Origin of the sequence: Photobacterium andalusiense (genome assembly GCF_900185625.1) — a bacterium.
Lineage (GTDB): Bacteria > Pseudomonadota > Gammaproteobacteria > Enterobacterales > Vibrionaceae > Photobacterium > Photobacterium aquimaris.
Map to the genome: position 1 here is coordinate 529,322 of NZ_FYAJ01000001.1, position 15,170 is coordinate 544,491.

At 34.9% G+C, this 15,170-nt stretch carries 14 protein-coding genes and 1 tRNA gene; 11 read left to right on the forward strand and 4 right to left on the reverse strand.

Annotated features, from left to right (window positions below):
* Positions 1 to 73 precede the first annotated feature (73 nt).
* The 4 genes from bioB to bioD are packed head-to-tail and all read left to right on the forward strand — an operon-like array spanning position 74 to position 3,763.
* Positions 74 to 1,126, forward strand: coding sequence for a biotin synthase BioB (gene bioB / locus PAND9192_RS02420; RefSeq protein ID WP_087852387.1), 1,053 nt, complete (start codon positions 74 to 76; stop codon positions 1,124 to 1,126).
* Positions 1,113 to 2,252, forward strand: a complete 1,140-nt coding sequence (gene bioF, locus PAND9192_RS02425; RefSeq protein WP_087852886.1) for an 8-amino-7-oxononanoate synthase — start codon at positions 1,113 to 1,115, stop codon at positions 2,250 to 2,252. The genes bioB and bioF overlap by 14 nt, the downstream gene beginning before the upstream one ends.
* Positions 2,242 to 3,066, forward strand: a complete 825-nt coding sequence (gene bioC, locus PAND9192_RS02430) for a malonyl-ACP O-methyltransferase BioC (RefSeq protein ID WP_200817767.1) — start codon at positions 2,242 to 2,244, stop codon at positions 3,064 to 3,066. The genes bioF and bioC overlap by 11 nt, the downstream gene beginning before the upstream one ends.
* Complete coding sequence (gene bioD, locus PAND9192_RS02435) at positions 3,059 to 3,763, forward strand: dethiobiotin synthase (RefSeq protein ID WP_087852389.1); 705 nt, start codon at positions 3,059 to 3,061, stop codon at positions 3,761 to 3,763. The genes bioC and bioD overlap by 8 nt, the downstream gene beginning before the upstream one ends.
* 63 nt (positions 3,764 to 3,826) lie before the next feature.
* Here the strand turns inward: bioD and PAND9192_RS20780 are convergent, their stop codons facing one another.
* On the reverse strand, positions 3,827 to 3,991 hold the full coding sequence (locus PAND9192_RS20780) for a hypothetical protein (protein WP_162840637.1): 165 nt from the start codon (positions 3,989 to 3,991) through the stop codon (positions 3,827 to 3,829).
* A 388-nt stretch (positions 3,992 to 4,379) separates the two neighbouring features.
* On the opposite strand from PAND9192_RS20780, the gene htpX reads away from it, so the two are divergent.
* Entirely contained in the window at positions 4,380 to 5,264 is an 885-nt protein-coding gene (gene htpX / locus PAND9192_RS02440; protein ID WP_060996503.1) for a protease HtpX, read from the forward strand.
* Between the two features lie 84 nt (positions 5,265 to 5,348).
* Here the strand turns inward: htpX and PAND9192_RS02445 are convergent, their stop codons facing one another.
* A complete protein-coding gene (locus tag PAND9192_RS02445; RefSeq protein WP_087852390.1) occupies positions 5,349 to 5,828 on the reverse strand; it encodes a hypothetical protein in 480 nt (159 codons plus the stop codon).
* Between the two features lie 1,176 nt (positions 5,829 to 7,004).
* Here PAND9192_RS02445 and PAND9192_RS02450 point away from each other — a divergent pair.
* The 5 genes from PAND9192_RS02450 to PAND9192_RS02470 all read left to right on the forward strand — a co-directional run bounded on the left by PAND9192_RS02450 (position 7,005) and on the right by PAND9192_RS02470 (position 10,981).
* The gene (locus PAND9192_RS02450) at positions 7,005 to 8,153 is read left to right on the forward strand and encodes a polysaccharide export protein (RefSeq protein WP_087852391.1); all 1,149 of its coding nucleotides are present in this window, start codon (positions 7,005 to 7,007) and stop codon (positions 8,151 to 8,153) included.
* A 509-nt stretch (positions 8,154 to 8,662) separates the two neighbouring features.
* The gene (locus tag PAND9192_RS02455) at positions 8,663 to 9,499 is read left to right on the forward strand and encodes a tetratricopeptide repeat protein (RefSeq protein WP_370738374.1); all 837 of its coding nucleotides are present in this window, start codon (positions 8,663 to 8,665) and stop codon (positions 9,497 to 9,499) included.
* 109 nt (positions 9,500 to 9,608) lie between these two features.
* Positions 9,609 to 9,998, forward strand: coding sequence for a hypothetical protein (locus PAND9192_RS02460; RefSeq protein WP_087852393.1), 390 nt, complete (start codon positions 9,609 to 9,611; stop codon positions 9,996 to 9,998).
* Between the two features lie 17 nt (positions 9,999 to 10,015).
* On the forward strand, positions 10,016 to 10,810 hold the full coding sequence (locus PAND9192_RS02465; RefSeq protein ID WP_087852394.1) for an ATP adenylyltransferase family protein: 795 nt from the start codon (positions 10,016 to 10,018) through the stop codon (positions 10,808 to 10,810).
* Positions 10,811 to 10,890: 80 nt separating this feature from the next.
* Positions 10,891 to 10,981 (forward strand) — tRNA-Ser (locus PAND9192_RS02470).
* Positions 10,982 to 11,323: 342 nt separating this feature from the next.
* On the opposite strand, the gene PAND9192_RS02475 is transcribed toward PAND9192_RS02470, so the two are convergent.
* Positions 11,324 to 12,844: a methyl-accepting chemotaxis protein gene (locus PAND9192_RS02475; protein ID WP_087852395.1), complete on the reverse strand. Its 1,521-nt coding sequence runs from the start codon at positions 12,842 to 12,844 to the stop codon at positions 11,324 to 11,326.
* 404 nt (positions 12,845 to 13,248) lie between these two features.
* Between PAND9192_RS02475 and PAND9192_RS02480 the strand changes: the two genes are divergently transcribed.
* Entirely contained in the window at positions 13,249 to 14,583 is a 1,335-nt protein-coding gene (locus PAND9192_RS02480; RefSeq protein WP_087852396.1) for a diguanylate cyclase domain-containing protein, read from the forward strand.
* Positions 14,584 to 14,686: 103 nt separating this feature from the next.
* Here PAND9192_RS02480 and PAND9192_RS02485 read toward each other — a convergent pair whose 3' ends face one another.
* Entirely contained in the window at positions 14,687 to 15,058 is a 372-nt protein-coding gene (locus tag PAND9192_RS02485; protein WP_087852397.1) for a hypothetical protein, read from the reverse strand.
* Positions 15,059 to 15,170: the final 112 nt, after the last annotated feature.

The window sequence follows — 15,170 nt, forward strand, 5'->3', positions numbered from 1 at the left end:
ATCGATTGTGACCTCAATCGATATTGGTTTTATTTCAAGATATAAATAAAAATTATAAAAAGAGGGGTGCATTGTGGAAGTTCGTAGTAATTGGACTGTTGAGGAAGTGCAGGTTTTATTTAATAAACCGTTTATGGATTTAGTGTTTGAAGCACAACAAATTCATCGTCAATTTCATCAGCCTAATCAGGTTCAAGTAAGTACTTTGCTTTCTATTAAAACCGGCGCCTGCCCTGAAGATTGTAAATATTGCCCTCAAAGTGCGCATTATCGTACAGATATAGAAAAAGAACGGCTATTGGAAGTTGAGCGTGTACTTGATGCTGCTATCAAAGCCAAGCAATCAGGCGCAACTCGATTTTGTATGGGAGCGGCATGGAAAAACCCTAAAGATAGAGATATGCCTTATTTGCTTGAAATGGTACAAGGCGTTAAGCAATTAGGCTTAGAAACATGCATGACGTTAGGGATGATAACGACTGACCAAGCAAATACATTAGCAGCTGCTGGGCTGGATTATTACAATCATAACCTTGATACCTCTCCTGAATATTATGGCAATGTGATCACTACACGTACCTATCAAGATCGCTTAGATACCTTGGCGCATGTGCGTGATGCGGGAATGAAAATTTGTTCTGGCGGCATTATTGGAATGGGAGAAAGTGCGCGAGATCGTGCCGGGTTACTAGTGGAATTAGCCAATTTACCCGTTCATCCAGAAAGTGTACCAATAAACATGCTCGTAAAAGTAAAAGGTACGCCACTTGAAAATGCTCAGGATGTCGATCCATTTGACTTTATTCGTATTATTGCTGTTGCCCGTATCATGATGCCGCATTCTGCAGTGAGGCTTTCTGCTGGTCGAGAGGATATGAATGAGCAAATGCAAGCGCTGTGTTTTATGGCAGGGGCAAATTCCGTATTCTACGGTTGTAAATTATTAACCACACCAAACCCAGGTGAAGATAAAGATATGCAACTATTTGCTAAGCTTGGTATCAATAGTCAGCATCAAGTAGCAAAGCCTGATGATATTCAAGCACAAGAATTATTAGAGCAAGTCGTAGAGCGGGTTGCTACACGTCCAACTAAAGATGACATTTTTTATGATGCCTCTCTTTAATCAGCGCCATCAACAAGCACTTATTGATCGTCAACAGCAAGGCCTCTATCGACAATTACAGTGCCAAGAGGCCATATCAAAAACAGTAAATTTTGCCAGCAATGATTATCTTGGGTTGTCACAAGAACCTGCAATTATAGCGGCATGGCAGCAAGGACTGGTTAAATATGGTGCGGGAAGTGGCGCTTCACCTTTGGTTTCGGGGTTTCAAGCACCACATGCAGATTTAGAACAGCAACTCACTGAATGGTTAGGCTATCAGCGGGCATTGCTATTTAATAGTGGCTTTAGTGCGAATCAAGCGGTGCTATTTACGCTCTTACAAGCACAAGATCATCTGTTTCAAGATAAGTTAAATCATGCTTCGTTAATTGAAGCGGGTATGTTATCGCCTGCGAAAATGACGCGGTTTGCTCATAATGATATGTCTGCGTTACAGCGACAACTTTCAAAAATAAAACCGATAGCGAACACTGCATCCTTAGTGGTAACAGAAGGTGTTTTTAGTATGGATGGTGATTGCGCGCCATTAGCATCATTACGAAAAATGACAATGCAACATAATAGTTGGTTAATGGTTGATGACGCTCATGGCTGCGGTGTATTAGGTGAGGATGGGCAAGGTAGTTGCCATCTTGCAGGTATAAAAGCCGATATATTAATTATTACTTTTGGAAAAGCCTTTGGTATACAAGGTGCGGCGGTATTGTGTAGCGATGAAACGGCTGAATATTTGATTCAATTTGCTCGTCATTATATTTACTCGACAGCAATGCCACCAGCACAGGCTGTTGCTTTAAGCTGTGCTTGTTCATTGATTCAAACCCAAGCTTGGCGCCGAGAAAAATTGCAGGCTTTGTCTGACTCTTTAGAGCATCAGCTTGATAAGTGTATTGGTCTGATAGCAACAACGACACCGATTAAACCGATCATTATTGGTGATAGTGGCCAAACAATGGCAATAGCTGCTCAATTACAACAGCGGGGAATTAAAGTCGGGGCTATACGTCCGCCGACAGTTGCGCCAAATAGTGCTCGACTTCGAATTACACTTACTGCAAATCATAATGACGCCGATATTCGTCAGCTTGCCACTGCACTTAATGAGGTGGTTGATGTTAGATAGATTAGGCAATAAGCCACTATGCGCAATCGATCAGATCAACAAACAAGCGATAGCCAATGCTTTTGGTCGTGCCGCTAAAGGTTATGATAAATCAGCCGCATTTCAACGGCAGGTTGGGCAGCAATTATTAGCATTTATACCACCAATCTCTGTATTTACGTCGTCTACGACAGTTATTGATGTTGGTTGTGGAACTGGATACTTTAGTGCCGCCTTACATCAACAAGGGTTCACTGTAACAGCCGCTGATCTCTCTGCGGAGATGTTGCAACAAGCACAACAGCGATGTGGACAAGATTGCCAATATTTACAAACAGATGCTGAAAATATTGCGATGTCTGATAACCGTTATGATATTGCCTTTAGTAATCTCGCTCTACAATGGTGTGATGATCTTTCTGTTCCGTTACGAGAATTACAACGAGTTGTTAAACCGCAAGGGAGAATATTTTTTACAACCTTGGTCGAAGGATCTCTGAGTGAGTTAACTCAAGCATGGTCATATATTGATGATCAGCAACATGTTAATAGCTTTAAATCGCAAACAGCAATTACAACCGAAATTAACCAAGTCGGTTTAACAATTGAAAGCTTAGTATATGAGCCTATAACTGTATATTACTCAACGGCGATGAAACTGATGAAAGATTTAAAAGGTATTGGTGCAACACATTTACAACAACAACGGCGCTCAGGGTTGTTTGGTCGACAAACAATTATTGATTTAGAACGAGCTTATGACGCTTTTCGTTTAGATAATGGTTTGCTACCAGCCACTTATCAAGTCTGTTTTGGAGTATTGATCAATGAATAACGCATATTTTGTTGCAGGTACTGATACTGATGTAGGAAAAACGGTGTGTAGTTGTGCGATTTTATACGCAGCACAACAGGCAAATATTACGATGGTAGGGTATAAGCCGATTGCATCAGGTAGTGAGAATACACCCCAAGGGTTACGTAATAGTGACGCATTATTACTCCAACAAGCATCATCAGTTTCAGTGACATATGATGATGTTAATCCTTATACCTTTTATCGACCTGTTTCGCCGCATATTGCTGCCAAAGAAGAGCATAAAACAATTGAATTTGATCTATTGTCACAAGGGCTAACTAAGCTTAAAACACAAGCTGATTGTGTACTTATTGAAGGTGCTGGTGGTTGGCGAGTACCTATTAATAATACTGAATACCTTTCATCGTGGGTGAAGCAGGAGCAATTAGCGGTTATTTTAGTGGTAGGTATTAAACTTGGATGCTTAAATCATGCTTTATTGACCGCAGAAGCGATTCTGGCTGATGGTCTTACTGTTGTTGGTTGGATTGCTAATCAAATACATCCAGTAACTGATAATTATACTGCAATGATAACGTGGTTAGAGCAACACTTACCGGGTAAAAAAATAGCCGAGATCCCCTATATACCAATGAATAAACCAGATAAAGAAATAACGACACACCAGCAGTTAGCTCAATATATTGATTTAAGTCTTTTAAGTGAAAGATAAGAGGTTGCTATAAACAACAAAAGGCACTTAATGTGCCTTTTGTTTTAATGAAGTAAGATAAAATTAATTAGCTGAGTTAAGGCCAATCAATTGTTCTTGTGTATCTGTCATTGATACTGGATTACCAGTGTTATCAAGTCCTAGCTCTTTATGCGCTTCATCGATTGACATACCAAGATGACAACGCAAAATGTCTATAGCAACTTGATAACTTTCATTATTAGCCATGAATCCTCCCTGTGTACTCATGTCTTTATGTTCACTGTTTCATAACAATACGTAAACAATAATCGAGTTATGCTATTAAAGCAATACGACCAAAGTCTAATCAGCATTTATTTTTTCAATTAGATGTTGTTAGTGATGTTAAAAAAAGATGAAGTGAATGCAAGTCTATAGTGAGATAACTCAATAGCTTTGCGGTTATTTTGCGATACAAAGAGTGATAAAGTTTGAGTTGATAAGAATTGGTAACAATTTAGCACTTTAATTTACAGTCATATTATTTGAAGATAGTGGTAATAAAAGTCTGAATGTACCAATAAGACGTTAGAATATAGTCTATAGGGTATAAACTAGATTAATAATGTCCTTTCAATTGGAGAAGATAACAGATATGAAACGTATTGCGTTGTTTTTAGCAACGAACCTTGCCGTAATGTTGGTGTTTAGTATTGTTCTAAATATTGTTTATGCGGTAACTGGAATGAAGCCAGGCAGCCTTTCTGGATTATTAGTAATGGCGGCGTTGTTTGGTTTTGGTGGTTCATTAGTGTCTTTAATGATGTCGAAGTCGATGGCACTACGTTCTGTTGGTGGGGTTGTGATTGATAGCCCACGTAATGAAACCGAGCATTGGTTAATTAATACCGTTGCTCGTCAAGCAGAACAAGCTGGTATTGGAATGCCAACCGTTGCTATTTATGATGCGCCTGATATCAATGCATTTGCAACAGGTGCAAAGCGTGATGATTCATTAGTGGCAGTATCAACAGGTTTGCTCCATAGCATGACACGTGATGAAGCCGAAGCAGTATTAGCACACGAGATCAGTCATGTTGCTAATGGTGATATGGTAACGATGACGTTAATGCAAGGTGTGGTAAATACCTTTGTAATTTTTGTTTCTCGACTTGTTGCTGGTGCAATTAGTGGTGTAAACAATAACAGTGAAGAAGGGGAAGGTGGCGGTAGTTACATGACTTACTTTATTGTTTCTTCGATTATGGAAGTATTATTTGGTTTCTTAGCTAGCATTTTAACAATGTGGTATAGCCGTCACCGTGAGTTTTATGCTGATGCTGGTTCTGCAAAATTGGTCGGTCGTGAAAAAATGATTGCAGCACTTGAACGCTTAAAAATGAGTCAAGAACCACATTTAGAAGGTTCGATGATGGCATTTGGTATCAATGGTAAGAAATCATTATCAGAATTATTTATGACTCACCCACCGTTAGATAAACGCATTGATGCATTACGCCGTGGAGAGTATGTAAAGTAACTATTTACTAATCTACTATGTATAAAAAGCCCTTACATTTATGTAGGGGCTTTTTTTTGAGGTGCTGTTTATTTATTTACACAACTATTTATTCAATAGTGCTTTTTCTTGGTTTTCTACATACCAAAAGCCCAATAATGAAACACCCCAGAATTGGAATAAGTATTGAACATCAGACGTACCAGCAAGTGTTTGGCTAAAGCACATTGCTGATGTGACAAATAGAGAGGCAAGAATACCAGCTTTTAACCATAGCTTTGATTTTCCAGGCATGAACTCCATTTTAAGGAATGATACAGCCAATAAAATAAACGGTAATACTTGTAATAACATTAGTACTGGGAAAAGGTAATCAAAAAAGGGTACTAATAGAAAGTCGGTCACTGGTTTTTTTGCCCAGTTACCTGCAATGTATTCTTTCCATCCTGCCCAGCTATCACCAGCATAGGTACCAAAAAACACGCCGTAGAACTTATCAACAACACCGTTAGAAAACCAAAAAGGGGCAAAAAGTAAATAGAAAGGGAAAAATTTTACAGTATTAATTATGTTATTTAATTTCATTATAGGTATAGATCTTTATATTACTATTAATTGAGGAGACGAATGTTTTATTTATTATAGGCATACATTTTTAGCAATAAGGAGGAAGATTGCCGTTCATATTGCACAGCTAGATAGTATAAAATACACTCGAAAAATAATGATACAGAATAGTCTAATCATTAGGACAGTGATTATAGTTTTATGTAAAAAGGTTGAAACCAATAAAAATGGAATATTAAATTTAAAAAAAGTAGCATTGTTATTATTTGCAGTGCTTAGAATAAATATTATTTAGGTATAGCCCCAAAGTTAATTTTGCATAGTAATAATGGTTATATATTATAATGATTATGTTTTAAGCAATAAATTTTTTTTCGACTACTATAAAGTGATTTTTGTTATTTATAACAGATATAATAATATCTTTTATATCATTATTGTTGATTGTTTTTTGCTTTATTATTCAAATAATAAATAAGTGAAGCCTGATTTAATCTGAAAATCAGAAAACTTGAGCAAAGAGATATTCGTGTTAATAGAGGTGTTTTTTTACGTTTTTATATTGAGTTTTTTTGTAACCACTTGTTTTTATTTATTTTTTGGTGTGTGATAAATTTTCTTTTTATTTTATTTTAATTTAATATTTTAATTTAATGGCTGTTTTTTAACTAATATCATATTCTTAGACCTGATCTACAAAGTATCTTACAGCGCTAACGATATGCCTATATAAGAGCTTATTGCTTTTCTCATTATGGTGGTGGTAATAAGGTTGTTTTTATGAGACATAATATTTATATAGTGAATATTTTATAATGTGTAGTTTTCGAACTATAGGAAACTATTACGGATTGCTATTTTGATATCTAAAAGTTGATCCCTTATAGGTACGAGTATTGCTATAAAACGAGTTTGGTAATCGTCTCATTTCATTATGTGATTTAAAGCACGTACAGGTTACTTAGCATAAGCTTAAAGGGGATGTCTATTCGGTAATGTAACTGAATCCCCAGGTTGTTCGACATTGAATCATATTAAATATGAATGATATATGTAATGAGAACAACGCTCTAGATATTAATCATCGTAATCAATAATTAGAACTTTAATTATTGTGACATATTACTATTGTTGAAATTATTCAGATAGGTGTGCATTGCGGTAGTTTATTTTAACAACATATGTGAATTTATAATGGATTTGACAAAGAAAATTCTAATAGCGGCATTAATCTCATCAACTTTAGCTGGGTGTACTGTACCTGGTTCTAACTTAACACTGGCTGGTAAGCATGTTGTTAAAGTTGCTGACGGTGACAGTACTAACATTTCAGATCGCGTTAATGTATACCCTTTAACAGCGAACACTGTTAATCAGTATCGTATTCAGAAAGTGAAAGCTGAGCAAAATCCACGTTTGGAAGCGGAGTTAGCACATTATGAATATCATATTGGCCCTGGGGATATTTTAAACGTTACAATTTGGGATCACCCTGAATTAACGATTCCAGCAGGTGCATACCGTAGTGCTAGTGAAGCGGGTAACTGGGTTCATGCTGATGGTACTATTTTTTACCCTTACATTGGTAAAGTCTATGTAGAAGGTAAAACTGTTTCTGAAGTACGTAAAATTATAGCTCATCGCTTATCTGCTTATATTGAAAGCCCACAAGTAGACGTTAACGTAGCAGCTTTCCGATCTCAAAAAGCATATGTTACTGGTGAAGTGAAAACACCAGGCCAACAACCTATTAGCAATGTACCTCTTACATTACTTGATGCGATCGATAAGTCTGGTGGTTTAGCTGCCGATGCTGATTGGCGTAATGTAACATTAACCCGTAATGGTAAAGATCAGAAGATTTCATTATATGCATTGATGCAACGTGGTGATTTACTGCAGAACCGTTTATTACAAAATGGCGATATCATTCACGTACCGCGCAACGATGATCAGAAAGTCTTTGTTATGGGTGAAGTTAATGATCCTAAACTACTTAAGATTGATCGTGCGGGTATGAGCTTAACTGAAGCGTTAAGCAGTGTCGGTGGTATTAATGAGCTTGAAGCTGATGCTACTGGTGTATTCGTTATTCGCTCAACACGTGATGACGTTAAGAAAAATCCAAAAGATAAGACGATTGCTAATGTTTACCAGTTAAACATTAAAGATGCGACAGCATTGGTTATTGGTACTGAATTTGAACTACAGCCATATGATATTGTTTATGTGACTGCTGCACCGATTGCACGTTGGAACCGTGTTATCCGTCAGATTGTTCCTACCATTAACGGCTTTAATAACTTATCTGAAGGCTTTAATTACTACACTAACCTTAAATAAGTAAGTGTAAGTTAAAACAATATAATTGATAACGTTCAAAAAAAGGGGTGCTTAAATAGCATCCCTTTTTTATGCGTTGAGAATAAGGGAGACAAACAGCGTCTCCTAAATGAAGTTACATCAGAGGTGTGAGTATAAGTACACCTAATAATGCTATCAGTAAGCTAACACCAGCTGGAATTAACCATAATGATTTATCCTTGTTATTTTTCATATTCTCTCCTGCATATCCGTGTCTGAGAGGGAATGGCTACGGCTTGCAATGATAACTGTAGACGTATCGATTGCGTTGTAGGAATTATTTATGGCGCTAAAAGTGACTTTTTGACAAAAATGAGGCATTGATACTAATTATTTTTAAAATGTGATGTTTTTTCGTATTTTATTGATTTTAAATCTAAACTGACAATAGAAAAATTAAAGCTGTTATTTTACAAATTATTCTTATATAAAATCAAATTGTTACTGAAAGGTTGTAGGTTATGTTTAAAATGTTGTTAAGTGCTGTCATGCTTTACTTTGTGTTACCAGCATCTATAACTCATGCTAATGAAAACAATACTAAGCCTTACTCTGAGCAGAGTATCTATGAAAAACCTATGATTGAACGTTATGTATTAGATGAATTGAAATCTTTACGAATGGATCAACAAGATCTTGAACGTCGAATTACCCGTGATATAACCGATAGAGAATTAGCTGTTGCCGACAAATCAATGAATTATGCTAATGTAACGGTAACGTATTTCTTCTATATTATTGCTGGTGTTGCGTCATTAATTGCATTAATTGGCTGGCAGTCAATGCGTGAAATAAAAGAAAACACCAAACGCATGGCAGAAGTACAATTGAAAGATATTGCTGAAAGTTATGAGCAAAAATTTAAAGCCTTAGAACGTGATTTAAAGCGTAAAACACGCATTATTAGTGAAAATAACCGTGAAATAGAAAAAATTAACGAAGTACATAACTTATGGCTACGTGCGCAAAGTTCTCAAACACCTGAACAAAAAGTAGAAATATATGATGAAATTTTAAAAGTACGACCAGGTGATTTAGAAGCGCTAACCTATAAAGCTGACGCGACAATGGAAATGCGAGAGTTCCATTGGGCATTAAGTCTTTGTAATCGAGTATTAGAAGTAGATGATACAAACGCACATGCTTTATATCAACGAGCTTGTGCTTATGCTTGTTTAGGGGTTGAAGAACAAGCTATTTCAGATTTAGAGCGAGCAATTAAAGATAGTCTATCATTACGTGAATTAGCGGCAGATGAAGATGATTTTGAAAACTTACGCGGTAATGAACGTTTTGAACTTTTACTTACCGCTGTCGATGATTAAGTTTTTTATTATGCTTGTAATTACAACTCAACATTGCATTTTTAATGCTAGTAAAAACAGCGGAAGAAGCATAATTTTATAGTTAGAATTAGCGTTGGAAGAAATATATATGACTAACTTTCAGTTTTATACTTATGAATTACCTTGTTTTAATTGCCACATTAAAAAAGCAAAAACCGATCTTGGTTGGTTAACACCAGCAATGAAAGCCGATGTTATTGATCAAATTGAATTAATGCTGAAACAGCGCGGTAGTGTTTACGAACCTTATTTTACGGTAAAGATCATTTGTTCAGAAGATGAAGCTAAAGATTTTTTATTGCTTAATTATTATGATCATTCAGAGTCTGAAATTAATCACGGTAATATAAAACCAACCGTCATTGCTGATATTGACGATCAAATATCTGAACATATGACAGTTGAGGGGGTAGCTATTTTTAATCATGAAATCGTACTTCAAAATTGTGATGAATGTTCCCAAGAGATTGATGAATAATTAAAAGGGATAGAAGAATGTTGTGGAATGCTTGCGAGGAAAAAACAAAAATCGGATTGGATAATGGTGATTTATTGCCCTTAACCAGTGATGATATTATTTATAAGCAACAAGGGGTTAACTATATTGTTAATTTGCTTACTGATAATATGAAAATAAAACATTCGCCAGCGGTTTCAGCACAAGATCCTTTTATTGCGCCGTATACGCATTGTGACTATATAACGGATATGGATGCGGAGTATGTATGTCTCTTAAACCGCTTTCCAATTGTTGTACCGCATTTATTGGTTTGTGCTAAAGATTATATTCCACAGACCTCTGTTTTAACGTTAGCGGACTTTACTGCATGGGTTAAAGGTATTACTCGTAGCGATGTGTTAGGTTTTTTTAACTCTGGCCGAATTGCGGGTTCAAGTCAAATGCATCGGCACATGCAATTGGTTAGAACATCTATACCTCTAGAGTCTCAGATCGTAAATGGACTGTTACCATTTAAGCATGCAGTGTTTTTATATAATGGTTTGAATCCAAAAAAGTTATATGCTGATTATTTAGATGCAATGGAATCATTACAGCTAAATACTACTAAGTTAGTTAATGGCTTAAGCGAATGCTTACCTTATAATATTTTATTGACAGAACGCTGGATGTTGATTATTCCACGGGTTAAAAATCAGGTCGAAACGTTATCTGGCCATGGTGTGAATTTCAGTGGTCGTTTTTTAGTCAACTCTGAACAACAATTAGAGTGGCTTGAGCACTATGGTTTTATGCAGTTTTTAATTGATTGCGGTTTTAAGCAAAAATAAGCGCATAATCGTTTGATATTTAAGCGGTTGTTCAATAAAGACTTTACAACTGATAAGGTTATGATTAGTATAGCTGTCATGGAGAGATGGCTGAGTGGTTGAAAGCACCGGTCTTGAAAACCGGCATACGTTTATAGCGTATCTAGGGTTCAAATCCCTATCTCTCCGCCATACATTAAAAAGCCGCTATTTATAGCGGCTTTTTTACGTTTTAACAAAAAGATATACATGTTAGATCAATAACAGGGTTCAAATCCTCCAATACCTCAAGCAGCTCCGCCACAATTAAAGCGTGTCGCTAAATCATCAGCGGCTTTTTTACGTTTTAACAAAAAGATATACATGTTAGATCAATAACAGGGTTCAAATCCTCCAATACCTCAAGCAGCTCCGCCATAGTTAAAGCGTGTCGCTAAATCATCAGCAGCTTTTTGACGTTTTAACAAAAGTATAAGTACATTAGAACAATAGCTGAGTTAAAATTCTTCAATACCTTAATTGTTTTTCCTAATATTACTGAAATGCTTTAGACAAGGTGATAAGTTTAACTGAGCTATTTTTCATGTGACTCATGCTAAGATTAATGGATTCCATTTCTTTGAGATTATTTGTAGAACTATCATAAATTTGATAGCTGTTTTGATTAATTTCTTTAGATACAGTTGCTTGTTGATCTGTTGCCGTAGATATTTGAATCGACAAATTTGATATCTCAATGATTAATTTGAAGATATCTTGAAGCTTAGATGTCATATCATTAACATCAGTAACACAAATATTGGCATTAGTAATTCCTTGCTCCATTCGAAGAGCTATTTTATTAAGGGATTGAATCATATAATTAACTGATTGCTGGATTTGGGCGGTTGCTTTATGTGTACGTACACTTAATGCTCGTACTTCTTCCGCAACGACAGAAAATCCACGCCCATGCTCTCCTGCTCGTGCTGCCTCTATTGCCGCGTTAAGTGCCAGTAAATTGGTTTGATCTGAAATACTCTGTATCTCTTGAAGAATTGACGTTATCAACTCGGTTTCAGTAGCTAGTTTGGTTGTTAATTCACTTGTTTCATTAATATCAGTTGTTAACTTTATAATATGCTCTGTAGTAATAGAAACTAACTCTTCGGTATCATGACAAGAAGACTCCGCGTCAGAGGTTGATACTAATGTTTGTTGGCAGTTTGCTGCAACATTATTAATACTTGATGACATTTCTTCAATTGCTGTAGAAATACTGTCTAAATGAGAATTTTGTTGTTGTATCTTATTAGTACAATTGATTGAGAGCGTGTTTATCTTTGTTATTTCATCATTAACTTCAATTGAGGCTTCTTGAGTTCGTGCTAGAATTGCACGTATTTGTGCATCTTTCATCGAGATTATATATTCTGCAATGTTAGCGGTGTTTTCATTAAAAATGCCTTGTGAGAAACTTTTATGTTGTTGTTCATTATGTCGCAACCAAAGTGGATAGATGATTAATTCACGATAAAAGATAGCAACAGTTAGCATTGGTAGTAATAAACTAAAGAAACTTGATATGCCAATGGATAACGTTAGTATTATGGCTGTTAATAAGCTATATAAGCTCCATTTTATTGTGGGAGAAACGTTATTTTTTATTTTGGTATTTTTGTGTAATTTTTTATATAAATTTTCAGCTTTTTCTCTTGCTTTGGGCTCAAGATAAAGACGAACTGATTGATAGCCAATTACTTTATTGTTTTCAAATAGTGGGGTTACAAAGGCATCAACCCAATAAAAGTTACCATTTTTACATCTATTTTTAACAGCACCTCGCCAATAACGTTGTTGTTTCATACTTTTCCATAAATCCCTAAAGACACAGTCGGGCATATCTGGATGACGTAATATATTATGGTTTTTTCCAATTAATTCCTCTCTTGAATAACCAGAGATATTACAAAAATAATCATTAATATAAGTGATGTTGCCGTCAATATCGGTGGTTGAAACGATTTGACTAGATAAATTAAGTTGAATTTCTTGTTCTAAGTTAGAAGGTAACATTATCGCGCACCATATGCTTCGTGTTTTATATCATGATAGTAGGTGATAATTTATAAAGTGAATTATTGTGTAAATTTTGTGATCGTTGTTTGTTTTTTTTGTGCTGATGTTTCGAATGTGTGAGCGTGGGTGGAAAGAGCATAGCTTCTGTTGTCTATTAACTGATGAGTCACAATCAACAACGTCATTTGATGTTCAGTAAAATTAATTATCTCAACATATAATTGTTCATTCAAAACAAAGAATAGTACTAAGTTATGAGTGTTTTTTGTTTTATTTTCATGTGGTTGGCAATGTTAAATAAATGGTATAAAATGGTGAAAGCAAGGAAATGCTACTAAATTGTGACAGAGCCATACTCTTGTTTAGAGAGGTAAAAATGAACAATAATAAAGAACGTGACCATGGATAGAAAACGGAAAACAATAATATTTTTAATTGTAACTTTAGTTATAACAATTATTGGTATTGCAATGATTGAGAATATTAACTCTACTTATAATAAACAACTTATTCATGACATTAATAATAAGGCAAAAGAAAATTTAGCAGCATTACGTTTTGAATTAGAATCTAGTTTAGTTAATGATATCTACTTAACAAGTACATTAGCGGATATTGCTACGATAGATTTTGAAAATCGCAATGAAGTATTAAATAAAATATCTGAAGCTGTAATATTAAAAAGTGGACATTTAACAAGTATTGGATTTGCAAAAAATGATATTGTTGATTTTGTTTACCCGTTTGAAAATAATTCTAAAGCGATTGGGCTTGTTTATAAAAATAAACCCAAACAATGGAAAGATATAAAAAAAGCAAGAATGACAAAGCAAATTTTAATTTCTGGTCCAATTAGTTTAATTCAGGGTGGAAATGCGTTAATTGTCAGAGTCCCAGTATTTTATGATTATCCAAATAAGAATCAATACTGGGGGGTTATAAGTGGTGTTATTAATTACGATAAATTATTTAAAACATTAACGTCGATGAAAAACCTTGAAAAATATGATTTGTCGATTATTAATGAATCTGATAATAAACAACCAACTCTCATTTATGGTCAGACAAAAGGCATAAATAATTACCTTTTTTATGAAGAGGTTAAGTTGCCATATGGGAAATGGGGTATTTATCTTTCACACAATAAGAACAATGCTAATTATTTTAATGATAGTGTAAGAATCATCGCATATCCATTATTTTTGGGCTTTATAATACTATTCCTAAGTATAGTAATATTATATATTACTAATGAACATCATGCGTATCATGATGCATTAACAAAAATACCAAATAGAAGATATTTAACTAAAAAATTAGCTAAACTATTTAAGCAAGCTAAGCTAGGTAATATTGATGGAACATTTGTTATTGTAAATATAGATGTTGATAAATTTAAAAATATTAATGACAATTATGGCCATGCTGCAGGTGATAAAGTTCTAACAGTATTAAGTAGAAGAATTAAAAATAATCTTAGAAAAAATGATATTGTTGCTAGAATGGGCGGTGACGAATTTTTATTATTAATAACTTTTAAAAGTGATAATCAAAATATTAAAAATAGAGTTTTTGATATAGTTAATGATGTAACTCAAGAAGCGATATTATTTGAGGGTAAGCAAATACCAATTAGTATCACATCGGGTTATGCTGTTTATGATGAGTCAATAGAAAATCTTTGGGATATGTTAATTTTAGCAGATAAATCAATGTATAATAAAAAGGCATATTAAGCGTTAACATTTATTTTATGGTTAATGTTGGTATAAATAGTGAAAGTAATATAAAGCTGTTAGTAAGGCTAACAGCTTTATTGTTTTATGCTATAACTTGTGATTATTCACAAGTGCTACAAGCTTGCAGTGCAATTTCGTGCTCAAAAGCCACTTGACCTAGTGCGGTTGTGCTTGCTGCGATTTCCTGTTCAATGTCTTTAAGATCATCAGCATCAATACCATTTGAAGTTAATTCTTCTTCAGTATAACCAAATGCATTTAATAATAAGTAATCACGCGCTTCTTCAGGAGTACACGTGATGACCACCATTAGATCATCACCAAAAGCAGCATCACTTGTAATGATTGCGGTAATTTGTTGTTGAGCGCTGTCATACATTGCAGGTGTTAACCAACCTAAGTCAGACTCTGCTGTATTTTTACGACAATCAAAGCAAGGAAGGAGCTGAGAATAGCTCTGAAAATTGTTCATGGAAAGTATCCTGATCACGGTATTAATATTGCCTCGCAACTTATGCTAATTTGAGCTTAATTACTAGCGTAAAAGTAAATTATTTAATTGCGTAGGCGAGGTGAGTCGTAGC

Bases quoted from the DNA above. Each gene is read 5' to 3' on its own strand.
- bioF (WP_087852886.1), top strand. From the start codon at position 1,113: ATGCCTCTCTTTAATCAGCGCCATCAACAAGCACTTATTGATCGTCAA.
- bioC (WP_200817767.1), top strand. From the start codon at position 2,242: ATGTTAGATAGATTAGGCAATAAGCCACTATGCGCAATCGATCAGATC.
- bioD (WP_087852389.1), top strand. From the start codon at position 3,059: ATGAATAACGCATATTTTGTTGCAGGTACTGATACTGATGTAGGAAAA.
- PAND9192_RS20780 (WP_162840637.1), bottom strand. From the start codon at position 3,991: ATGGCTAATAATGAAAGTTATCAAGTTGCTATAGACATTTTGCGTTGT.
- htpX (WP_060996503.1), top strand. From the start codon at position 4,380: ATGAAACGTATTGCGTTGTTTTTAGCAACGAACCTTGCCGTAATGTTG.
- PAND9192_RS02445 (WP_087852390.1), bottom strand. From the start codon at position 5,828: ATGAAATTAAATAACATAATTAATACTGTAAAATTTTTCCCTTTCTAT.
- PAND9192_RS02450 (WP_087852391.1), top strand. From the start codon at position 7,005: ATGGATTTGACAAAGAAAATTCTAATAGCGGCATTAATCTCATCAACT.
- PAND9192_RS02455 (WP_370738374.1), top strand. From the start codon at position 8,663: ATGCTTTACTTTGTGTTACCAGCATCTATAACTCATGCTAATGAAAAC.
- PAND9192_RS02460 (WP_087852393.1), top strand. From the start codon at position 9,609: ATGACTAACTTTCAGTTTTATACTTATGAATTACCTTGTTTTAATTGC.
- PAND9192_RS02465 (WP_087852394.1), top strand. From the start codon at position 10,016: ATGTTGTGGAATGCTTGCGAGGAAAAAACAAAAATCGGATTGGATAAT.
- PAND9192_RS02475 (WP_087852395.1), bottom strand. From the start codon at position 12,844: ATGTTACCTTCTAACTTAGAACAAGAAATTCAACTTAATTTATCTAGT.
- PAND9192_RS02480 (WP_087852396.1), top strand. From the start codon at position 13,249: ATGGATAGAAAACGGAAAACAATAATATTTTTAATTGTAACTTTAGTT.
- PAND9192_RS02485 (WP_087852397.1), bottom strand. From the start codon at position 15,058: ATGAACAATTTTCAGAGCTATTCTCAGCTCCTTCCTTGCTTTGATTGT.